The sequence below is a fragment of the Kitasatospora sp. NPDC059160 genome (assembly GCF_042755465.1).
Taxonomy (GTDB): Bacteria; Actinomycetota; Actinomycetes; order Streptomycetales; family Streptomycetaceae; genus Kitasatospora.
Genome location: NZ_JBHZCN010000018.1, coordinates 23,592 through 43,628 on the forward strand (window position 1 = coordinate 23,592; position 20,037 = coordinate 43,628).

A 20,037-nucleotide genomic window follows, 5' to 3' on the forward strand; every position below is an offset into this window, starting at 1 on the left:
GCCGGGCCGCTCAGGCCCCGGTCTCCGCGAGGTAGGCCAGGACGGCCTTGACCCGGCGGTTGTCGGCGTCCGTCGCGGGCAGGTCGAACTTGGTGAACACAGCGGCCACGTGCTTCTCCACCGCTCGCTCGGAGACCACCAGCCGTCCCGCGATCGAGCGGTTGGAGTGGCCCTGGGCCATCAGCTCCAGTACCTCGCGCTCGCGGGCGGTGAGCGAGTCCACCCGGTTGCGCCGCCCGCCGTGCATCAGCCCGTTGACGATCTCCGGGTCGAGCGCCGTGCCGCCCGCCGCGACCCGGTGCAGGGCGTCCACGAACTCGGCGGTGCGGGCCACCCGTTCCTTGAGCAGGTAGCCGATGCCCGCGGCGCCGCCGGCCAGCAGCCGGGCGGCCCAGGCGGTCTCCACGTGCTGGGAGAAGACCAGGATGCCGGTCCCGGGTGCGGTGGCCCGGATCTCGACCGCGGCCCGGATCCCCTCGTCGGTGTGGGTGGGCGGCATCCGGATGTCCACCACGGCCACGTCGGGCCGGTGCTCGGTGACGGCGGCGACCAGTTCGGGGGCCGTGCCGGCGGTGGCGACCACCGCGCACCCACGGGCGGTCAGGAGCTCGACCATCCCCTCGCGGAGGATCACCGAGTCCTCGGCGAGGACGACGCGGAGCTGCTTGTCGATCATGACGCCATTATCCGGACCGTCCGGGTGGGCGGTGGTGCCGGGTCCGGTTCGTCCTGGCGGTGTAGGTCTACAGCAAGGCTGGACAGTTTGGACTGATGAAATTACCGTGGAGCGGTGACCGAGAAGCGAACCGCCCCAGCCGTTCCGGAGGCACCGCCTGCCTCGGAGTCCCATGCCGACACGGCCGCGCTGGCCGCCCGGGAGCTCCGGGCCGTGTTCAGCAGGTTGCGCCGGACCCTCCAGGAGAAGGGACAGGGTTCCAGCGGGCTCACCCCCTCGCAGACCGCGGTGCTGAACCGCCTGATCACCGACGGGCCGGCCGCCGCGAGCGCGCTGGCCGCTGCGGAGCGGGTCCGGCCGCAGTCGATGGCCGCCACGCTGGCCGCGCTGGAGGCGCACGGGCTGGTCGCCCGCCGCCCCGACCCCGAGGACGGGCGCCGCCAGGTGGTGGACCTCAGCGCGACCGGGCTGGAGTGGATCGCGGACAGCCGCCGGGCCCGTGAGGAGTGGCTGGCCAGGGCCCTGGAGGAGGAGTTCAGCGAGGCCGAGCGCGCCACCGTGCTGGCGGCGCTGCCCCTGCTGGACCGGCTCAACCGGGCGAGTCGGCTGAGCCGACCGAGCCGACTGAACCAGCGATGACCGGCCCGTCGACGCTGCTGGCGCGGCTGCGCTCCCGACGCCAGGGCGCGGACCGGGCAGCGGCCCCGTCCATCCCGGCCCCGTCCGTCCCCGCCTCGTCCGTCCCTGCCGCGCTGGCCCCGACCCGGGCAGAGGCGCCCGCCGGGCCCACCGGGCCGGCCGGGCCCGGGGACGGGTTCAACCGTCGGCTGCTCGCCCCGATGGTGCTGGGTTCGGTGCTCAACCCGATCAACTCCTCGATGATCGCGGTGGCCCTGGTGCCCGTCGGCACCGCCTTCGGTGCGCCGCCCGCCGAGACGGCCTGGCTGGTGAGCGGGCTCTACCTCGCCACTGCCGTCGGCCAGCCGGTGATCGGCCGGCTGGTGGACAGCTACGGGCCGCGCCGGCTCTACCTGGCCGGGACGGCGCTGGTCGGCCTGGCGGGACTGGTCGGTGTGCTGGCGCCCACGCTCGGGCTGCTGGTCGTCGCCCGGGTGCTGCTCGGGATCGGCACCTCCGCCGCGTACCCGGCCGCGATGTACCTCACCCGCAGCGAGGCCGAGCGGACCGGGCGGACCGGGCGGACCAGCCCCACCGGGGTGCTGACGGTGCTCGCCGTCGCCAACCAGACCATCGCCGTGATCGGGCCGACGCTCGGCGGCCTGCTGATCGGGCTGGGCGGCTGGCGGACGATCTTCGCGGTCAACGTCCCGCTGTCGCTGGCCTGTCTGGTGCTCGGGTCCGCCCGGCTGCCCGTCGCCGGTCCGCGGCGGGACGGCCGGGACGGCGGGGGGCGGCTGGACCGGTCCGGGATCGCCTTGTTCGCCGTCCTCCTGCTGGCACTGATGCTGTTCGTGATGCGGCCCGGGGCGGAGCGCTGGTACCTGCCGGTGCTCGCGGTCCTGGCCGGCGTCGGATTCGTGCTCCGGGAGACCAGGGCCCGCAGCCCGTTCATCGACCTGCGGGCCCTGGCCGGCAACCGTCCGTTGGTCGCCACCTATCTGCGCCAGGTGCTCGGCTGCACGGCGGGTTACGCCTTCCTCTACGGCTACACCCAGTGGCTGGAGCAGGGGCGCGGCCTGAGCGCCGCCTCCGCCGGGCTGGTGCTGCTGCCGCTCTCGCTGACCGCCCTCGCGGTCTCCGGTGCGACCGGTCGCCGTGCGGCGGTGCGGGGCAAGCTGGTGGTCGGCGCGGCGGTCCAGATGGCCGCCTGCGCGGCCCTGTTGATGGCGGGGTCGGCGAGTCCGCCGGTGCTGCTGATCGCCGTCGGGGTGCTGGCGGGCATCCCGCAGGGGCTGATCGGCCTCGGCAACCAGACCGCGCTCTACCACCAGGCCGACCCGGCCGCCATCGCCTCCGCGGCCGGGCTGCTGCGGACCTTCATGTACCTCGGGGCGATGGCCGCCTCGGCCGCGAACGCGGCCTTCTTCCCGCACGGCGCCACCACGGCCGGACTGCACCACCTCGCGCTGTTCATGTTCGGCGGCGCGGCCCTGCTCTTCCTCCTCGTCCTCCCCGACCGCTCGCTCGGCCGACTCGGGAGTGCTTCCTGATCAAGGGACATGACGGACCGTCGGTCAGCGGTGCGGGCCCGTCCGACCCGGGGCCGGACGGGCCCGCACGGGGGCGTGCGGGTCAGCCCCGGTCGGGTCGGCCGGTGAGGACCGTGGTGAAGACCGGCTCGCCGTGCTGGCGTCCGGTCACCGTGGTGGTGACGGTGTCCGGCTCCTCGCCGGGGGTGCGCCGGGCGGTGACGGTGGTGGGCGCGTCGTGTTCGGCGTAGCGGTGGAAGGTGGTGGCCGCGGCGGTCGGGGCGATGGTGACCGGGGCGATGGTGGCCGGGGCGCCGAGGGCGTTGGCAGCCTGGCGGGCGGCCTCCAGCAGCACCATGCCGGGGATGTGGTCGCCGGCGTGGTCGAAGAGGATCGGGTGCCGGAGGTCGGGGGTGAGGAGCCAGGTGCCGGGGGTGTCGGTGGGGGTCAGCACGACGTCGCAGGGCCGGACCCGCCCGACCAGGGTCGGCGGTAGGGGGCGGGCGGTCCCTGCCTCGGCTGCCTCCGGTATCGGGCTGCCTACGGGGCGGGCGCCGCGCAGCCGGCGGTAGGTGGAGTCCGGCACGGTGGTGAAGCGGGCCTCGCCGGTCGCGGCCAGGTGGGGGCCGCGGCGGACGGTCGCGGTGAAGGTGAAGTCGACCGTGCTGCGGGTGCGCCGAGGGCGCGGGAGGAGTCTGGCCTCGATGGTGAGGTCGGTGGGTGTCTCCCCGATGGACAGCCGGCGGGCGCGGGCGGTGTAGTCGAGGTTCCACATCATGAACCTGTGGTCGAGCGGGACGCCGTACCGGGTGTGGGCGAGGTAGAGCCCGGCTTGGCGAACCGTTTCGGCGGCGAGCATCGGGTCGTACCCGGTCCCGTCCGGGGTGCTGAAGAAGGTGTGCGCCCGCGGCCACTGGGCGGTGACGGTGAACGCGGTGTCGCCGAGCGGCTCGCTGCCGGTGATGAAGACCTCGGCGTGGCAGGCCCGGTGGACGTACTCCTTGGCGACGGTGCTGGTCAGTCGGGGTGCCGGAGCGGCCGGGCGGATCGGCGCGGGGGGTGTGCCGAGGGGCCCGCCGGCCGGGGCGGGGGCCGGGGCGAGTGTGGGGGCGAAGTAGGCGAGCAGGGACATGGGGGAGCGCTCCAAGGGGCCGGGGTGGGCGGGACCGGCTGCTCAGGGCGCGTGGGGGTACGCACCTGCCGGTCCGCTCGTCGGGGAGCCGGGGCCGGGGGCGCGTCGGCGGCCGAGCGCAGCCGTGTCAACGCCGGGACTGTCCGTCCGCGCCCGACCGATCACCTCGACGGTCAGCACACGGCCGTTCACCTGCGGTGATGCGGACGATCCGGGTTGACGAGCCCATCATCACAAGCGCTGGGAGCAGGGGCGTCACCGGCTCGGGCGGCCCGGTCGTAGCAGCGGAACGGGGCCGGTGCCGGGCCTTCCCGGGTGGTCGTCAAACGGCCGACCGGGAGGCGCAGTTGCCACGCCGTACCACCCGCCCGATGCCGGTTCCCGCGCGCTCGGCCGCCGGATAGACTTCGGCACTTCCCGCCCCACCTCACCCCACCCCCCACCTCACGGCCCGGTGCCACCGGGACGATCGACGGGTCCGCCCGCTCGTGGGGTGACCACCTCGACAGCCCGGCGCGAGCGCGTACGGCCGATCCCGTACGGCCGGTGCCGGGTGGGACCGGCGTCGCGGATCGCGCGCCACCCGGAGAGCAGAGAGCAGGTCTTTCGTGAACCATCCTCCGACCACGTCGCCCGGCGGACTGCTGGTCATCGGCAGTGCCGCCCCGGCCGACGTTCCCAGAGCGGGGTTGTGCACGGTCGGTTACGACGGAACCGGCGCCATGAGTCCCGTCCGCACACTCCCGCTGGACCACCCCTCCTACGCGGCGGTCGACCCGACGCGCGCGGTCGTCCACGCCGTCCTGGAACAGGCGGTCGGACGGATCGTCTCGGTGCGCGTGGCGAGTGGTGCCGAGCCCGGTGCCGTGGTCGCCGACACCGTCAGCGGCGGTGCGGGCCCCTGCCACCTCGCGGTCCACCCCAGTGGGTCGCACGTCTTCGCGGCCCACTACGGCGACGGCGTCCTCTCGGTCGTCGCGACCGGTGCCGACGGCGCGGTCGCCACCGCCGAGCCGGTGCAGACCGTCCGGCACCCGGGCCGGGAGGCCTCCGGGGACCGGCTCACCTCCCCGCACGCCCACATGGCAGCCCCCTCGCCGGACGGGCGCTTCCTGCTGTGCACCGATCTCGGCACCGACCGGGTGTACGTCTACGCCTTCGATCCGGCCGACGGCCCGCTCAGCGCCCACCGGACGGTGCAACTGCCGTCGGGCCGCGGCCCCCGGCACCTGGTGTTCCACCCGTCGGCCCGGTACGCCTACGTCCTGAACGAACTCTCCTCCACCCTCACCGTCTGCACCTGGGACGCGCTCTCCGGCCGCCTCGACCCGGTCGCCGAGGTCGAGACCCGACGGGATCCGGATGCGCCGAACGCCAACTCCGCCGCCGCGGTCCGCGTGTCGGACGACGGCCGTTTCCTCTACACGACCAACCGTGGCGACGACGCGATCTCGGTGTACACCGTGCACGACGACGGCGCGTCCGTGGAGCTGCTCACCACCGTGCCCTGCGGCGGGACTTGGCCACGCGACATCGCGCTCACGCCGGACGGCCGACTGTTGTTCTGCGCCAATCAGCGCTCGGACACGGTCACGGTCTTCCACCGCGACCCGTCGACCGGCCTCCTGAGCCCGGCCGGGGAGCCGCTGGCGGTCAGTGAGCCCACGTCCGTCCTGCCGATCGCCCGCTGACCTCGGGCCCCGAGGTGCCCGGCGGGTGAGCCGTCGGGCACCGACGGGCCCGTGGACGTTCTCAAGCGGTCCCTCATGCGGTCTCTGAGGTGAGCGCTCCCGACGTCTTGACACCGTCCGCCCCGTCGGCCCAGGATCGTCCTGTGAACCTGTCAGACAGCCAGACAGCCGGATCGGTCCCCCGACGCGTGAGCGCGATGGAAGCGGTGTTCGGCCACCTGCGCGGCGCCATCGAGCGCGGCGAGTACGCCGTGGGGGACAAGCTCCCCTCCGAAGCGGAGCTGTGCCGCACGCTGGAGGTCAGCCGGCCCGTGCTGCGGGAGGCGCTCCGGGCGCTCCAGACCATGGGCCTGACCGTCTCGAAGGCCGGCAAGGGCACCTTCGTCGTGGCGAACACGGTCGACGACCCGACCTTCGGCGACTACGCGGCCAGCGACCTGCTGGAGGTGCGCCGGCACGTCGAGATCCCGGTCGCCGGGTACGCGGCGCTGCGCCGGACCCCGGAGGACCTGGACCAGCTGGCCCACCTGCTCGACCGGATGGACCGGGAGACCGACACCACCGCGTGGGTCGCGCTGGACACGGTCTTCCACCTGGCGGTGGCCGAGGCCTCCCGCAACCCGGTCTTCCGCCGGGTCATCGAGGAGATCCGCGACGCACTGGCGCGTCAGTCGGCCTTCCTCAACGAGCTGGGCGATCGCCGCGAGCAGTCCAACTGCGAGCACCGGGCGATCGTCGAGGCGCTGGTCGACGGTTCCGAGCCCGACGCGGTCGCGGCGATGTCGCACCACCTCCACCGCGTCGAGGCGACCCTCACCCACATCGTGCACCCAGGACGCACGGAGACCCCCACGGAAGGCAGAGCCGAGGCGTGAGCGAGCAGTTCCTCGACGACGAGAAGCGCCGCATGACCCCCACCACCTCCACTATCCCGACTGCCCCCACAAGCCCTGAGAGCCCCACGAACCTCACCGCCCCCACCACCTCCACGACCCGTCACGTCGACGCCGGTGACGCCGGTTACAGCAAGTCCTTGAAGCCCCGGCACGTCAACATGATCGCCATCGGCGGCGCCATCGGCACCGGCCTGTTCCTCGGCGCGGGCGGTCGGCTCGCCGACGCCGGGCCCTCCCTGTTCGTCGCCTACGCCGTCTGCGGCGCCTTCGCCTTCCTGGTCGTGCGCGCGCTCGGCGAACTCGTCCTGTACCGCCCGTCCTCCGGCGCCTTCGTGTCGTACGCCCGGGAGTTCCTGGGGGAGAAGGGCGCGTACACCGCGGGCTGGATGTACTTCCTCAACTGGGCGACCACGGGTATCGCCGACATCACCGCCGTCGCCACCTACACCCACTACTGGCACCTGTTCTCCGACATCCCGCAGTGGGTGATCGCGCTGGTGGCCCTGGCCGCGGTGCTGACGGTGAACCTCATCTCGGTGCGGATCTTCGGTGAACTGGAGTTCTGGTTCGCCATCGTCAAGGTCGGCGCGCTGCTGGTCTTCATGGGCATCGCGATCTTCCTGCTGGTCACCCGGCACCCGGTCGACGGCGCCGTCCCCGGCCCGTCCCTGATCACCGACAACGGCGGGATCTTCCCCAACGGCCTGATGCCGATGCTGCTGATCATCCAAGGAGTCGTCTTCGCCTACGCCTCGGTGGAACTCGTCGGCGTCACGGCAGGGGAGACCGAGAATCCCGAGAAGATCATGCCGAAGGCGATCAACTCGATCATGTGGCGGGTGGGCCTGTTCTACGTCGGCTCGGTCGTCCTGCTGTCGATGCTGCTGCCCTGGAACAGGTACAGCTCCGGCCAGAGCCCGTTCGTGACCGTGCTGTCCCACATCGGCGTCCCGGCGGCCGGCAGCGTGATGAACCTGGTCGTCCTCACCGCGGCCATGTCCTCGCTCAACTCCGGCCTCTACTCCACCGGCCGCATCCTGCGCTCCATGGCCGTGAGCGGCTCGGCCCCCCGGTTCACCGCCCGGATGAGCCGCACCCAGGTGCCGTACGGCGGCATCCTGCTGACCAGCGGCATGTGCGTGCTCGGCGTCGGCCTCAACTTCGTGGTCCCCGCCGACGCGTTCGAGATCGTGCTGAACTTCGCGGCGATCGGCATCCTCGCCACCTGGGGCATGATCATGGTCTGCCACCTCCTCTTCTGGCGGAAGACCCGGGCCGGCGAACTGACCCGGCCCGGCTACCGCCTCCCCGGCTCGCCGTGGACCGAGCTCGTGACGCTGGCCTTCCTCGTCTCCGTCCTGGTCCTGATGTACGCCGACGGCGGCGCCGGGCGCACCACCGTGCTGTGCCTGCCGCTGATCGCCGGGGCGCTGGTTGCGGGCTGGTACGCGATCCGCGGCCGGATCGCCCGTGTCGCCGCCGGGGCCGGCGACTGAACCCGCCGGCGGCCCGAGGGATCCCACACGCCGGGCTCCCGCAGGCCGCCGGCACAACCACCACCGATCGAGGCACGTCTCATGTTCAACAGTCCCCTCGCGGACGCCCCCGCGATCCGCGAGCCCCGCCACGAGCCCGTCGCCCACGTGATCCGTGGCGAAGTGGTCGAGGGCGTCCACTACGGTTCCGTCGTCGTCCTCGGTGAGGACGGCGGCGGCAACGGCGAGGTCCGGTTCCGGCTCGGCGACGTCGAAGCCGCCTGCTACCCGCGATCGGCCCTCAAGCCGCTCCAGGCCGTCGCCATGGTCCGGGCGGGCCTGCCGCTCGACGGCGAACTGCTCTCCCTCGCGATGGGCAGCCACTCCGGTGAGGAGCGCCACCTCGCCGGTGCCCGGCGGATCCTGGAGCTCGCCGGCCTCTCCGAGGACGACCTGCGCAACGTCCCGGACCTGCCGTACGACCCGGCTGTCCGCGACACCTGGATCCGGGAGGGCCGCCCGGCCTCCCGGCTCGCCCAGAACTGTTCGGGCAAGCACGCCGCGATGCTCTACCTCTGCAGGCTCAACGGCTGGTCGTCGGCCGACTACGACGACCCGGCCCACCCGCTCCAGCGGCTGATCGCCGGGGTCGTCGAGGAGTTCACCGGCCAACGCATCGCGCGGGTCAGCGTCGACGGCTGCGGCACCCCGCTGTTCGCCGTCTCGCTGCACGGCCTCGCCCGCGCCGCCGCCCGCATCGCCACCGGCGCGCCGGGGACCCCCGAGTCCCGGGTGGCGGACGCGCTGCGCGGGCACCCGGAGATGGCCTCCGGCGCGGGCCGGGACACGGCCGCGCTGATGCGCGCCGTGCCCGGACTGCTGGCCAAGGACGGCTTCGAGGGTGTGCAGATCGCCGCGCTGCCGGACGGCCGCGCCGTGGCCGTGAAGATCGCCGACGGGGCGAACCGGGCGCGCGTCCCGGTGGCGGCGGCCGCGCTGGCCCTGGCGGGGGTCGAGCCGCGGCTGCTCACCGCGTTCGCGGGGGCGCCGACGACCGGTGGCGGCAGGCTCGTCGGCGGCGTCCGGCCGGTGGCGGCGCTCGACCCGTCGGCGCTGCCCGCCCCCGTCTGACCCGATCCACCGTTCCACGAAGGAAGAGGACCGCACACCCATGACCGCCGCCATACCCACGATCGCCGCGACCCCCATGACCGCCGCCACCCGCAGCGAACACGACCTGCTCGGAGACCGCGACGTCCCCGCCGACGCCTACTGGGGCGTCCACACGCTGCGCGCCACCGAGAACTTCCCGATCACGGGCACGCCCATCTCCACCTACCCGCACCTGATCGACGCCCTCGCCGCCGTCAAGGAGGCCGCCGCCCTCGCCAACGAGGAACTCGGCCTGCTGGAGCCCGCGAAGGCCGCCGCGATCGTCGCCGCCTGCCGCGAGATCCGGGGCGGCGGGCTGCACGAGCAGTTCGTCGTGGACGTCATCCAGGGCGGCGCCGGGACCTCGACCAACATGAACGCCAACGAGGTCATCGCCAACCGGGCGCTGGAACTGCTGGGGCACTCCAAGGGGGAGTACCGGCACCTGCACCCCAACGAGCACGTCAACCTGGGCCAGTCCACCAACGACGTCTACCCGACGGCCGTCCGGATCGCGACCGTCTTCGCCGTGCGCGGCCTGCTCGACGCGATGGCCGTGCTCCAGGAGGCCTTCGCCCGCAAGGCCGTCGAGTTCCGCGACGTGCTGAAGATGGGCCGCACCCAGCTGCAGGACGCCGTGCCGATGACGCTCGGGCAGGAGTTCTCGACGTTCGCGGTGATGCTCGACGAGGACCGCAGCCGGCTCGCGGAGGCCGTCGAGCTGATCCTGGAGATCAACCTCGGTGCCACCGCGATCGGCACCGGCCTCAACGCCCCCGCCGGGTACGCCGAGTCCGCGCGCCGCCACCTCGCGGACCTCACCGGGCTGCCCCTCGTCACGGCGGCGAACCTGGTCGAGGCCACCCAGGACTGCGGGGCGTTCGTCCAGATGTCCGGGGTGCTCAAGCGCGTCGCCGTCAAGCTCTCGAAGAGCTGCAACGACCTGCGCCTGCTGTCCTCGGGGCCGCGCGCGGGCCTCGGCGAGATCAACCTGCCGCCGGTGCAGGCCGGTTCGAGCATCATGCCGGGCAAGGTGAACCCGGTGATCCCCGAGGTCGTCAACCAGGTCGCCTTCGAGGTGATCGGCAACGACGTCGCCGTCACCATGGCCGCCGAGGCCGGGCAGCTCCAGCTCAACGCCTTCGAGCCGATCATCCTGCACTCGCTGTCGGAGTCGATCACCCATCTGCGGGCCGCCTGCCTCACCCTCGCCGAGCGGTGCGTCGTCGGCATCACCGCCAACACCGAGGTGCTGCGCGCGACGGTCGAGAACTCCATCGGCCTGGTGACCGCCCTCAACCCGCACATCGGGTACACGGCCGCCACCGACATCGCCAAGGAGGCGCTGGCCAGCGGCCGGGGCGTGGCCGAACTCGTCCTGGAGAAGGGGCTGCTCCCGGCCGAGCGGCTCGCCGCCCTGCTGCGGCCCGAGGTGATCGCGGGCACCGGCGCGCCGGTGGCCTGACGCGGAGCACGGATAACGAAGCGCGGAGCACGGAGCACGGCGAACGCGTCGAACGACTCGTCGCCGCACCGGAGTTCCGGTGCGGCGACGCGTGTTCCGCGGGACGGGGCCAGGGTCAGGCCGGACCGGCCAGCGCGGGGATCAGCCGCACGTCCTCCGGGGCCCGGGCGTTGTGGCGCTCGGTCCAGGTGGTCAGCGCGGACTGGCAGGCGTGGTCGAGGTGCCGGAGCCCGGAGAGGTCCAGCTCCACGACGCGGTCGGCGGGCAGCGCCTCCAGGGCGTCCAGGAGCTTGGGCAGCCGGAGGAAGGTGGCGTTGCCGGTCAGCCGGACCCGGAGCAGGCCGCCGGGCCGCTCCTCGGTGTCGACGTGCAGCCGGGAGGTCTCCCAGGCCGACTTGACGACCGACAGGCCCAGGCCGATCAGCACGCCCTCGAACATGTTGACCGTGACGATGGCCACGGCGGTGGCCGCGAGGACGAGCGCCTCCGCCCGGTGCTCGCGCCACAGCGGCCCGAACTGCTTGAACGGCAGCAGCTTGAACCCGGCGTGCACCAGCACCCCGGCCAGCGCGGCGACGGGGATGACGCCGAGGGCCGCGGGGAGCAGCGCGGCGAAGAGCAGCAGCCACACGCCGTGCAGCACGCGGGACGCCTTGGTCCGGGCACCGGCCTGGACGTTGGCGGCGCTGCGGACGATGACCGCGGTCATCGGCAGGGCGCCGAGGGCGCCGCAGAGCGCGTTGCCCGCGCCCTGCGCCATCAGCTCCTTGTCGTAGTCGGTGCGCGGTCCGTCGTGCAGCCGGTCGACGGCCGCCGCGCTGAACAGGCTCTCGGCCGAGGCGACGAGGGTGAAGGCCACGACCGTCACGACGAGCGCCGGGGTGAGCTGCTCGAACACCCCGCTGCCTGGTGGCTGGACGGCGTCCAGGAGGCCCTGGACCTCGACCTTCTTCACCGGGCGGTCGAGCAGCCAGACGGTGCCGGTGGCGAGCAGCACGGCCACCAGTGCGCCGGGGACGACCCGCACCCGGGCGGGCAGCCGCTGCCACAACAGGATCACCGCGATGGTGCCGGCGCCGATCACGAAGGAGTAGCCGGCGGCGGGCGAGGAGACGAGCCGGGCGAGCAGGCCGGGAAGGCCCAGGAGCTTGTCGACCCCGCTCGCGGGCGCCGGCCGGTCGGCCATCGCGTAGAGCTGGCCGGCGATGATGACCAGGCCGATGCCGGCCAGCATGCCCTCCACCACGGCGACGGAGATCGCGCGGAACCACCGGCCCCAGCGCAGCGCGCCCAGCAGCAGCTGGAGCAGGCCGGTGGCGGCGACCACGAGGCCGAGGGCCGGCAGGCCGAACCGTTGCACGGTCTCGGCGACCAGCACGGTCAGTCCGGCGGCCGGGCCGCTGACCTGGAGGCTGCTGCCGGGGAGCATGCCGGTGACCAGGCCGCCGACGATGCCGGTGATCAGGCCGAGTTCGGCGGGCACGCCCGAGGCGACGGCGACGCCGACGCACAGCGGGAGGGCGACCAGGAAGACGACGAGCGAGGCGGTCAGGTCGTATTTGAGCGTGGGAAAGCGCATGGGAGCCCTCATCGGTGGGAGTCCGGGGGTGGTCGGCCGCGGCGTGGTCGGCTGTGGTGTGGCCGGCCGCGGGGCGGCCGGCGATGGCGTGGTGGGCGGCGGTGGGGCGGGCCGCCGGGTCACAGCGGCAGGAAGACGTCGCTGCCGGGGCGGTGGCTGAGCACCGCGCCGGTGTGGACCTCGTAGAACCAGCCGTGCAGGCCCAGCCGGCCCTGGTCGGCCCGGCGGGCGACGCTCGGGTGGGTGCGCAGCCTCGCCAGCTGGTCCAGCACGTGCCGCTGCACCGGGGCGGCCAGGTCGTGGCTGGGCTCCCCGGCGGGTGTCAGTTCGGTGCCGTCGGCCAGCCAGTCGCGTACGGCGGGCACCCCGGTGAGGTCCTCGCCCCGGACGACGGCGCCCACGGCGCCGCAGTGGGAGTGGCCGCAGACCACGATGTCGGCGACCCCCAGGACCTCGACCGCGTACTCGATGGTCGCGGCCTCGGCCGAGGGGGCGGACGGGCGGTGCGGCGGGACGATGTTGCCGGCGGTCCGCAGCTCGAAGAGGTCCCCGGGCCGGGCGCCGGTGACGGCGGAGGGGATGATGCGGGAGTCGGAGCAGGTGATGAACAGCGCCTGCGGGCTCTGGCCCGCCGCCAGCCGCCCGAAGGCGTCGGCCTCCTGCGCGGCGCGGCGGCGGAAGGTGCGGGCGTGGTCGATGAATCCTTGCATGTCGTGCCTCGGGCCCTTCGGAAGTCCTGTGGGAACGGTGACTTCGGGACCGTGCCGCTCGCTCGGTACGGGGGCAGCGCGGAGCGCGGCGGCGCGGGCAGGCGGAAGCACTGCCGCGGGCCGTCGTGGACTGCCGGGACGTGGGGCGGTGGGTCACCCGTGGGGAGTGTCGCCACCGTCGTCGAGCGTGCGTGCGCGGTCGGGACCGATCAGCAGCGGAACACCTGGAGGACGGCGGCTCTGGGCTGTCTGCGCGCCCCGTGCGGCGGGTCGGAGGCGCGGGTCGCCGACGGGTCGTCCCCGGTGGACGCCTCGTCGGCGAGGGCCGGGTGCAACTCCCGCTGGCACGAGGGGACTTCGACGCTCCGCGGACGCGTCCAGCCGAGCCCCGGCGGGCACTTGGGGGCCACCGCCTCCTCGGCGAGCTTCGCCTCCGCGACCATTCGGGGGCAGCGTTCCTCGCGGGTGAGGGCGGACGCGGACTGGGACAGCACCACCAGCCCCAACACGGCCACGAGGGCCACGGCGGCGGCGCCGATCACCCTCCTGACCAAGGACATTGCCGTTCCTTTCCCTGCCTGTGGGATGTGTCGAACCGTCATGAATTCCGACGGCCACGGGCGGGGGCGAGTTCCGGTTTTGTCGTGAACAGTCCGTGAATCAGTTCGGCCGACCGGTGATGGTCCATGAACTGACGGGGTGGAATGCGGGCAGGCGGTGAACCGTTCGGGGCGGGAGTGTCGGCTTGCTCCGTTCCGGAGGCGATCCGACCGCCCGGTCGCCCGGTCGCCGCCGGCGTCACGCCGGCCGGGGGTACTGCAGCCCGTGCAGGAGCAGGTCGATCAGGCGCCGTGGGTCGTACTGCGGGCCGCTGCCTCCGATGCACAGGTTGCCGATGCCGCGCATCAGCTCGAAGGGCCGGGTGCCCGCCCTGATCTCACCGGCCTCGACCGCGGCGTCGAGCAGCTGCGCGCAGACCGGCAGCAGGCGGTCGAGGAAGAGGCCGTGCAGGGCGGCGAAGCCGGTGCTGTCCGACTGCATCGCGTCGGCCAGCCCGTGTTTGGTGACCAGGAAGTCGACGAACAGGTCGATCCACCGGCGCAGCGCGTCGAACGGGGAGTCGGCGGCTGCCAGCAGTCGCGGGCCGGCCTGTGCGCACTCCTCGATCTGGTGGCGGTAGACGGCCGTGATGAGATCGGCCCGGGTCGGGAAGTGCCGGTAGATCGTTCCCGTTCCGACGCCGGCCTCGGCCGCGATCCGGCGGATCGGTGCGTCGACGCCCGAGGTCACGAACACCTCGGCCGCGGCCGCGAGCAGCGCCTGCTGATTGCGCATCGCGTCGGCCCGCTTGCTCCGGGCCGACGTCCTTCCCGTGGGGTCCTCGCCGGGCACGACTCTTCCTCCAGCATCCATTGACAAAGCGGAACCATGTTCCGGATAGTAAGTGGGACAGCGTTCCGCTTCAGCTTAGCCGAAGCGGGACGCCCCTGAACCCCTGCCTGCTTGCCTGCCGCCGCCCGGCCTGGGCCGACCGCGGCGACACCCATCGCAGGGCGACGCCCATCGCAGAAGGAGCACTGCTCAGCATGAGCGCAACCACCCGCACCGCACCCGTCCCGGTCCTGTCGTACAGCCCGGTGGTCCTGTCCGTGCCCGGGCGGCCGGTGGACCTCCAGGTGCGCGTCTCCGCGCCCGGGACCGGAAGCGGCCTGCCCGTCATCCTGCTCTCCCACGGCCACGGCCCCTCGCACCACCTGTCCTCGCTGCACGGCTACGCGCCGCTCGCCAACGCCTGGGCGGAGCAGGGCTTCGTCGTCATCCAGCCCACCCACCTCACCTCCCGGACGCTGAGCCACCTGGTCGCCGACGCCCCCGGCGCACCGGACTTCTGGCGCTCCCGCGCCGAGGACATGACCCACGTCCTCGACCGGCTCGACCAGATCGAGCGCACCGTGCCGCAGCTCGCGGGACGGATCGACCGCACCAAGGTCGCCCTCGTCGGGCACTCGCTCGGCGGCTTCACAGCGGCCCTCCTGCTGGGCGCCGGACTCAACGACCCCGTCACCGGGAACGTGGTGCAGCTGGCCGAACCGCGGATCAAGGCGGGCGTCCTGCTCGCCGCGCCCGGCAGGGGCGGCGACGTCTTCAACGGGCCGATGGCCGAGCAGTGGCCCGTCATCGGATCCGTCGACTTCTCCACCATGACCGCTCCCGCGCTGGTCGTCGCGGGCGACAAGGACGACTCGCGGCACTTCACCGACATGGGACCGGACTGGCACGCCGACCCCTACACCCTCGCCCCCGGCCCCAAGGACCTGCTCACCCTGTTCGACGCGGGGCACGGACTCGGCGGGATCGCCGGGTACGACGCCGCCGAGACCACCGACGAGAATCCCGGGCGGGTCGCTGCCCTCGGACGGCTCACCGCCGCCTACCTCCGCAGCCGGCTCGCGCCGGGTGACGGGGCCTGGCAGGCCGCGTGCGAGGCGCTGGCAACCGGCCCCGACCCGGTCGGCCGGGTCGAGGCCAAGTAGGCGCAGGGCCGGGGCCGCTGGGCCGGGGCCGCTGGGCTCACGGGGGAGCCCGGCCCGGTGCCCGCCCGGCGCCGGGCGGGCACCTTCCGGCGGGGGGGCGGTCAGGCCGCCGCGTCGAGGTCGGAGGCGAGCAGGTCGGCGAGTGCCCGGAGGGCGTCCTCGGCCCCGTCGCCGGAGGCGGTGAGCTCCAGGATGTCGCCGGAGCGGGCGGCCAGGGCGAGTACGGAGAGCAGGCTGCGGGCGTCGACGGGGGTCTGGCCCGGGCGGCCGACGGTGACCTTGACCGGCTGCCGGGCGGTGGCGGCCTGGACGAACAGTGACGCCGGGCGGGCGTGCAGGCCGCTGCTGGAGCCGACGGTGACCTGGGTCGAGTGCATGGGAGTCCTTGGGGAGAGGGGGAGAAGGAGGGGACGACGGTCGGCCCGGGTGGGATCCGGGCCCGGTGGTGCCCGGCCCCCCGCGGTACGGGGGCGGTCGCGGGGGGCCAGGCGGTCTTTGGTTTCACGCCCGTTGGCGTGTTGTTTCGGTTGGTTCTACGCCCGGTTGCGAGCAGATGTCAACACATTCGGGCGTACGTCACGGACCGAAGGGGAGGCGACGAGAGGCGACGAGAGACGGCGGGAGGCGGAGCAGCCCCTTGCATTTCCGTCCGAAGCGCGTATGGTCGGGCTTCACCAGGCGTAAACGGACATGAAACGGACTCAATCCCACATGTACGCACCCGAGCGGCAGCAACAGATCCTCCACCTCGCCCAGGAGCGGGGCCGGGTGGACGTGCCGACCTTGGCCGAGGACTTCGGTGTCACCCAGGAGACCATCCGGCGTGACCTGAGCGCCCTGGACAAGGCCGGCCTGCTGCACCGGGTGCACGGCGGCGCACTGCCCGTCGGCGCCCTGCACCTGGAACCCGGCCTGGCCGAACGGGACTCCACGGCCGCCGCCGAGAAGGAGCGCATCGCCAGGGCGGCGCTGGCCCTGCTGCCCACCGAGGGCAGCGTGATCCTGGACGCCGGGACGACCGTCTCCCGGCTGGCCGGACTGCTGCCCCTGGACTGCACCCTCACCGTCGTCACCAACGCCCTCCCGGTCGCGGCCCGGCTGGCCGACCACCCTTCGCTCGCCCTGCACCTCGTCGGCGGGCGGCTGCGCCACCGCACCCAGGCCGCCGTCGACGCCTGGGCGCTGCGCGACCTGGCCGACGTCCACGCGGACGTCGCGGTGGTCGCCACCAACGGCTTCACCCCGGAGGGCGCACTGTCGACGCCCGACCTCGCCGAGGCCGCCGTCAAGCGGGCCATGCTCGCCGGTGCGCGACGCGTCGTCCTGGTGGCCGACTCCTCCAAGTACGGCGCCCGCCACTTCGCCCGGTTCGGCTCGCTGGAGCAGGTCGACGTGCTGGTCACGGACACCGGACTGACCGACGAGCAGACCGCCCAGATCGAGAACCACGGACCGGAAGTCATCCGCGCATGATCGTCACCATCACCCCCAACCCCAGTCTCGACCGCACCTACGAGCTGGGAACGCTCGCCGTGGGCGAGGTCAACCGGGCCGGGCAGGACCGGCTCGACCCCGGCGGCAAGGGCGTCAACGTCTCCCGTGCGCTCACCGCCGCGGGCCACCGGACGACGGCGGTCCTGCCGCTCGGCGGCCCCTCCGGCGGACTGCTCCGCGACCTGCTGCGCCGCCAGGGCATCGACGTCGCGGCGGTCACCATCGTGGGCGACACCCGGATCAACGTCTCGATCGCCGAGGACGGCGGTGGCCTCACGAAGATCAACGCGGTCGGCCCCGAGCTCAGCACCGCCGAGTCGGCCGCACTGCTGGCCCTCGTCCGCGACACCCAGCAGGCCGGCCGGGGCACCGGCGACGGCGTCGACTGGCTGGCCTGCTGCGGCAGTCTGCCGCGCGGCCTCCGGCCCGGGTGGTACGCGGACCTGGTCGCGCAGGTGCACTCGGGCGGCGCCCGGATCGCCCTGGACACCTCAGGCCCCGCACTGCTCGCCGCGCTCCCGGCCCGCCCCGACGTGGTCAAGCCGAACCGCGAGGAACTCGCCGAGGCCGTGGGCCGCCCGGTCGCCACCGTCGGCGACGCCGTGGCGGCAGCAGGGCAACTGCGCGAGCGCGGCGCCCAGCAGGTCCTCGCCAGCCTCGGTGCGGACGGGATGCTGCTGATCGCCGAGGAGGGCAGCTGGTACGGCAGCGCGCCGGTCGCCGCCGTCCGCAGCGACGTGGGAGCGGGCGACGCCTCGCTCGCGGGCTTCCTCGGAGCCGGCGGCACCGGCCCCGAGGCACTGGCGGCGGCCCTGGCGCACGGCGCCGCCGCCGTACAACTGCCGGGGAGCGTCATGCCGACCCCGGCCGATCTGGACCCGGCCGCCGTGGTCGTGACGGCGGACCTCCCGCTCGAACGGCCGCTCCGCGGCTGAGCACCGCCTCCTGCCGGAGGCACCCCGCCGGACCGTGTGGGACGGGCACGGCGGACATTCCCGGGGGCAAGGGAACACTGTCAGGCACCAGTCGAAGGACCGACACGATGAGCGACACCAGCGGACTGATCACACCCGCACTCGTTGACCTCCACCTCGCCCCCGCGGACAAGAGCGAGGCGCTGCGCTCCCTCGCCCAGCGCCTGGTCGCCGAGGGCCGGGTGACCGACCTCGACGGCTTCCTCGCCGACGTGGCCGCCCGCGAGGCCCAGGCCCCCACAGGGATGGGCGACGGGATCGGCATCCCGCACTGCAGATCACCCCACGTCACGCGGCCCAGCCTGGCCTTCGGCCGGAGCACCAGGGGCGTGGACTTCGACGCCCCGGACGGCCGGCCCGCCGACCTGGTCTTCATGATCGCGGCACCCGCCGGCGCGGACGACACCCACCTGCGGATCCTCGCCGCGCTGGCCGGTCGGCTGATGGACCCGGCGTTCACCGGCGCCCTGCGCGAGGCCGAGAGCCCGGCCGCGGTCGCGGCCCTGGTCAACGGGGAGGAGGCACCGGCTGCCGCTCCCGTTGCGGCGGTCGATCCGGAGACGGCCGCCGCCCCGGAGGCGGACGTCGCCGGCGGCGGGCTGCGGCTCGTCGCGGTGACCTCCTGCCCGACCGGCATCGCCCACACCTACATGGCCGCCAAGGCCCTCGAACTGGCCGCCGCCCGGGCGGGCGTGCAGATCCAGGTCGAGACCCAGGGGTCGGCCGGGACGACGGTGCTGGCCCCCGAGGTGATCGCGGCCGCCGACGCCGTGATCCTCGCCCATGACGTCGAGGTCCGGGACCGCGCGCGCTTCGCCGGCAAGCCGACCGTCGACGTGGGTGTGAAGGCCGGCGTCAACCGCGCCGACGACCTGATCGCGCAGGCTGCCGGGCTGGTCGCCGAGGTCGGCAGCGGAGCGAGTGCCGCCCCGGTCACCGCGGCGAGCGCGCCGACCGGCGAGCACTGGGCCCAGCGGCTGCGCAAGTACCTGATGACGGGGGTCAGTTACATGATCCCGTTCGTCGCGGCGGGCGGTCTGCTGATCGCCCTCGCCTTCGCCATCGGCGGGTACCGGATCGCCTCCGCGCCGTCCGTGCTGGGCCACTTCGACTGGACCTCCTCGCACAGCTGGGCGGCGATGCTGTTCCAGACCGGCAAGACCTCCTTCGGCTTCCTCGTCCCGATCCTCTCCGGGTACATCGCCTGGGGGATCGCGGACCGGGCGGCCCTGGCCGCCGGCATCGCGGGCGGCGCCGTCTCGGTGGCGGTCGGCGCGGGCTTCCTCGGCGGCATCGTCTCCGGCCTGGCCGCGGGCTTCCTGGTGCTGTGGATGATCCGCTGGAACGTGCCGCGCGCGATCAGGGGCATCATGCCGGTGGTGGTGATCCCGCTGCTGTCGGTGGCGGCGGTCGGCTTCCTGATGTTCGTGCTGGTCGGCTCGCCGATCGCCTCGGCGATGAACGGTCTGACCGACTGGCTGAACGGCCTCTCCGGCTCCAACGCGATCCTGCTCGGCGTGCTGCTCGGCGCGATGATGGCCTTCGACATGGGCGGCCCGCTCAACAAGGTCGCCTACACCTTCGCGGCCGGCGCGCTCACCACCGCGGGCACCACCCCGGACGCCGGCAGCCTCAAGGTGATGGCCGCGGTGATGGCCGCCGGCATGACCCCGCCGCTGGGCATGGCCCTGGCCACCGTCGTCCGCCGCAGGCTCTTCACCCCCGAGGAGCGGGAGAACGGCAAGGCGGCCTGGGTGCTCGGCGCCTCGTTCATCACCGAGGGCGCGATCCCGTTCGCCGCGGCGGACCCGCTGCGGGTCATCCCGGCGAACATCGTCGGCAGCATGACGGCCGGCGGCCTGGTGATGGCCTTCGGCTCCACCCTGCGCGCGCCGCACGGCGGGATCTGGGTGCTGCCGCTGATCGGCAGCCCGTTCCTGTACCTGCTCGCGGTCGCGGCGGGCACGGTGGTCACCACGGCGGTGGTCGTCCTGCTCAAGGGGCTGCGCAAGGACGCCGCTCCGGCGGCCGCGGACTCCGCCGTCGACGGAAAGGTGCTGGTCGGCGCCTGAGCCGAGGGGGCCCGAGCGGATCCGCCCGGGCCCGACG

General features: G+C 73.7%; 18 protein-coding genes. 11 read left to right on the forward strand and 7 right to left on the reverse strand.

What is annotated here, in order from left to right; translation table 11 throughout:
* Positions 1-10: 10 nt before the first annotated feature.
* Positions 11-676 (reverse strand): response regulator transcription factor, encoded by a 666-nt coding sequence (locus ACFXOZ_RS10345; RefSeq protein WP_380405365.1) that lies wholly within the window; start codon positions 674-676, stop codon positions 11-13.
* Between the two features lie 114 nt (positions 677-790).
* Between ACFXOZ_RS10345 and ACFXOZ_RS10350 the strand changes: the two genes are divergently transcribed.
* Both ACFXOZ_RS10350 and ACFXOZ_RS10355 read left to right on the forward strand, forming a co-directional pair.
* Complete coding sequence (locus ACFXOZ_RS10350) at positions 791-1,315, forward strand: MarR family winged helix-turn-helix transcriptional regulator (protein ID WP_380589188.1); 525 nt, start codon at positions 791-793, stop codon at positions 1,313-1,315.
* Entirely contained in the window at positions 1,312-2,847 is a 1,536-nt protein-coding gene (locus tag ACFXOZ_RS10355; RefSeq protein WP_380589190.1) for an MFS transporter, read from the forward strand. The genes ACFXOZ_RS10350 and ACFXOZ_RS10355 overlap by 4 nt, the downstream gene beginning before the upstream one ends.
* A gap of 82 nt (positions 2,848-2,929) precedes the next feature.
* Here the strand turns inward: ACFXOZ_RS10355 and ACFXOZ_RS10360 are convergent, their stop codons facing one another.
* The gene (locus ACFXOZ_RS10360) at positions 2,930-3,958 is read right to left on the reverse strand and encodes a ScbA/BarX family gamma-butyrolactone biosynthesis protein (RefSeq protein ID WP_380589193.1); all 1,029 of its coding nucleotides are present in this window, start codon (positions 3,956-3,958) and stop codon (positions 2,930-2,932) included.
* Positions 3,959-4,680: 722 nt separating this feature from the next.
* On the opposite strand from ACFXOZ_RS10360, the gene ACFXOZ_RS10365 reads away from it, so the two are divergent.
* The 5 genes from ACFXOZ_RS10365 (at position 4,681) to aspA (ending at position 10,637) form a co-directional block, all read left to right on the forward strand.
* Entirely contained in the window at positions 4,681-5,649 is a 969-nt protein-coding gene (locus tag ACFXOZ_RS10365; protein ID WP_380589196.1) for a lactonase family protein, read from the forward strand.
* A gap of 197 nt (positions 5,650-5,846) precedes the next feature.
* Positions 5,847-6,524 (forward strand): FadR/GntR family transcriptional regulator, encoded by a 678-nt coding sequence (locus tag ACFXOZ_RS10370; protein ID WP_380589318.1) that lies wholly within the window; start codon positions 5,847-5,849, stop codon positions 6,522-6,524.
* 32 nt (positions 6,525-6,556) lie between these two features.
* The gene (locus ACFXOZ_RS10375; protein WP_380589321.1) at positions 6,557-8,041 is read left to right on the forward strand and encodes an amino acid permease; all 1,485 of its coding nucleotides are present in this window, start codon (positions 6,557-6,559) and stop codon (positions 8,039-8,041) included.
* 81 nt (positions 8,042-8,122) lie between these two features.
* Positions 8,123-9,151 (forward strand): asparaginase, encoded by a 1,029-nt coding sequence (locus tag ACFXOZ_RS10380; RefSeq protein WP_380589199.1) that lies wholly within the window; start codon positions 8,123-8,125, stop codon positions 9,149-9,151.
* A 76-nt stretch (positions 9,152-9,227) separates the two neighbouring features.
* Positions 9,228-10,637 carry an aspartate ammonia-lyase gene (gene aspA / locus ACFXOZ_RS10385; protein WP_380589324.1) on the forward strand — a complete coding sequence of 470 codons (1,410 nt, stop codon included), beginning with the start codon at positions 9,228-9,230 and terminating at the stop codon, positions 10,635-10,637.
* Positions 10,638-10,752: 115 nt separating this feature from the next.
* On the opposite strand, the gene ACFXOZ_RS10390 is transcribed toward aspA, so the two are convergent.
* From ACFXOZ_RS10390 to ACFXOZ_RS10405, 4 genes are all read right to left on the reverse strand, one after another.
* Complete coding sequence (locus ACFXOZ_RS10390) at positions 10,753-12,216, reverse strand: SulP family inorganic anion transporter (RefSeq protein ID WP_380523035.1); 1,464 nt, start codon at positions 12,214-12,216, stop codon at positions 10,753-10,755.
* A 119-nt stretch (positions 12,217-12,335) separates the two neighbouring features.
* Positions 12,336-12,926 carry a carbonic anhydrase gene (locus tag ACFXOZ_RS10395; protein ID WP_375891007.1) on the reverse strand — a complete coding sequence of 197 codons (591 nt, stop codon included), beginning with the start codon at positions 12,924-12,926 and terminating at the stop codon, positions 12,336-12,338.
* 209 nt (positions 12,927-13,135) lie between these two features.
* A complete protein-coding gene (locus ACFXOZ_RS10400; protein ID WP_380589202.1) occupies positions 13,136-13,486 on the reverse strand; it encodes a hypothetical protein in 351 nt (116 codons plus the stop codon).
* A 238-nt stretch (positions 13,487-13,724) separates the two neighbouring features.
* Positions 13,725-14,339 (reverse strand): TetR/AcrR family transcriptional regulator, encoded by a 615-nt coding sequence (locus tag ACFXOZ_RS10405; protein WP_380589205.1) that lies wholly within the window; start codon positions 14,337-14,339, stop codon positions 13,725-13,727.
* 173 nt (positions 14,340-14,512) lie between these two features.
* Between ACFXOZ_RS10405 and ACFXOZ_RS10410 the strand changes: the two genes are divergently transcribed.
* Positions 14,513-15,460: an alpha/beta hydrolase family protein gene (locus ACFXOZ_RS10410; RefSeq protein ID WP_380589208.1), complete on the forward strand. Its 948-nt coding sequence runs from the start codon at positions 14,513-14,515 to the stop codon at positions 15,458-15,460.
* Positions 15,461-15,561: 101 nt separating this feature from the next.
* On the opposite strand, the gene ACFXOZ_RS10415 is transcribed toward ACFXOZ_RS10410, so the two are convergent.
* Positions 15,562-15,837 carry an HPr family phosphocarrier protein gene (locus ACFXOZ_RS10415; RefSeq protein WP_380589211.1) on the reverse strand — a complete coding sequence of 92 codons (276 nt, stop codon included), beginning with the start codon at positions 15,835-15,837 and terminating at the stop codon, positions 15,562-15,564.
* 334 nt (positions 15,838-16,171) lie between these two features.
* Here ACFXOZ_RS10415 and ACFXOZ_RS10420 point away from each other — a divergent pair, with 334 nt between their 5' ends.
* The 3 genes from ACFXOZ_RS10420 to ACFXOZ_RS10430 all read left to right on the forward strand — a co-directional run bounded on the left by ACFXOZ_RS10420 (position 16,172) and on the right by ACFXOZ_RS10430 (position 20,000).
* Positions 16,172-16,933 (forward strand): DeoR/GlpR family DNA-binding transcription regulator, encoded by a 762-nt coding sequence (locus ACFXOZ_RS10420; protein ID WP_380589214.1) that lies wholly within the window; start codon positions 16,172-16,174, stop codon positions 16,931-16,933.
* Positions 16,930-17,889 (forward strand): 1-phosphofructokinase, encoded by a 960-nt coding sequence (gene pfkB, locus ACFXOZ_RS10425; RefSeq protein WP_380523040.1) that lies wholly within the window; start codon positions 16,930-16,932, stop codon positions 17,887-17,889. The genes ACFXOZ_RS10420 and pfkB overlap by 4 nt, the downstream gene beginning before the upstream one ends.
* 107 nt (positions 17,890-17,996) lie before the next feature.
* The gene (locus ACFXOZ_RS10430) at positions 17,997-20,000 is read left to right on the forward strand and encodes a fructose-specific PTS transporter subunit EIIC (RefSeq protein WP_380589216.1); all 2,004 of its coding nucleotides are present in this window, start codon (positions 17,997-17,999) and stop codon (positions 19,998-20,000) included.
* The last annotated feature ends 37 nt before the right edge of the window (positions 20,001-20,037 follow it).

Bases quoted from the DNA above. Each gene is read 5' to 3' on its own strand.
- ACFXOZ_RS10345 (WP_380405365.1), bottom strand. From the start codon at position 676: ATGATCGACAAGCAGCTCCGCGTCGTCCTCGCCGAGGACTCGGTGATC.
- ACFXOZ_RS10355 (WP_380589190.1), top strand. From the start codon at position 1,312: ATGACCGGCCCGTCGACGCTGCTGGCGCGGCTGCGCTCCCGACGCCAG.
- ACFXOZ_RS10360 (WP_380589193.1), bottom strand. From the start codon at position 3,958: ATGTCCCTGCTCGCCTACTTCGCCCCCACACTCGCCCCGGCCCCCGCC.
- ACFXOZ_RS10365 (WP_380589196.1), top strand. From the start codon at position 4,681: ATGAGTCCCGTCCGCACACTCCCGCTGGACCACCCCTCCTACGCGGCG.
- ACFXOZ_RS10370 (WP_380589318.1), top strand. From the start codon at position 5,847: ATGGAAGCGGTGTTCGGCCACCTGCGCGGCGCCATCGAGCGCGGCGAG.
- ACFXOZ_RS10375 (WP_380589321.1), top strand. From the start codon at position 6,557: ATGACCCCCACCACCTCCACTATCCCGACTGCCCCCACAAGCCCTGAG.
- ACFXOZ_RS10380 (WP_380589199.1), top strand. From the start codon at position 8,123: ATGTTCAACAGTCCCCTCGCGGACGCCCCCGCGATCCGCGAGCCCCGC.
- aspA (WP_380589324.1), top strand. From the start codon at position 9,228: ATGACCGCCGCCACCCGCAGCGAACACGACCTGCTCGGAGACCGCGAC.
- ACFXOZ_RS10390 (WP_380523035.1), bottom strand. From the start codon at position 12,216: ATGCGCTTTCCCACGCTCAAATACGACCTGACCGCCTCGCTCGTCGTC.
- ACFXOZ_RS10395 (WP_375891007.1), bottom strand. From the start codon at position 12,926: ATGCAAGGATTCATCGACCACGCCCGCACCTTCCGCCGCCGCGCCGCG.
- ACFXOZ_RS10400 (WP_380589202.1), bottom strand. From the start codon at position 13,486: ATGTCCTTGGTCAGGAGGGTGATCGGCGCCGCCGCCGTGGCCCTCGTG.
- ACFXOZ_RS10405 (WP_380589205.1), bottom strand. From the start codon at position 14,339: ATGGATGCTGGAGGAAGAGTCGTGCCCGGCGAGGACCCCACGGGAAGG.
- ACFXOZ_RS10410 (WP_380589208.1), top strand. From the start codon at position 14,513: ATGAGCGCAACCACCCGCACCGCACCCGTCCCGGTCCTGTCGTACAGC.
- ACFXOZ_RS10415 (WP_380589211.1), bottom strand. From the start codon at position 15,837: ATGCACTCGACCCAGGTCACCGTCGGCTCCAGCAGCGGCCTGCACGCC.
- ACFXOZ_RS10420 (WP_380589214.1), top strand. From the start codon at position 16,172: ATGTACGCACCCGAGCGGCAGCAACAGATCCTCCACCTCGCCCAGGAG.
- pfkB (WP_380523040.1), top strand. From the start codon at position 16,930: ATGATCGTCACCATCACCCCCAACCCCAGTCTCGACCGCACCTACGAG.
- ACFXOZ_RS10430 (WP_380589216.1), top strand. From the start codon at position 17,997: ATGAGCGACACCAGCGGACTGATCACACCCGCACTCGTTGACCTCCAC.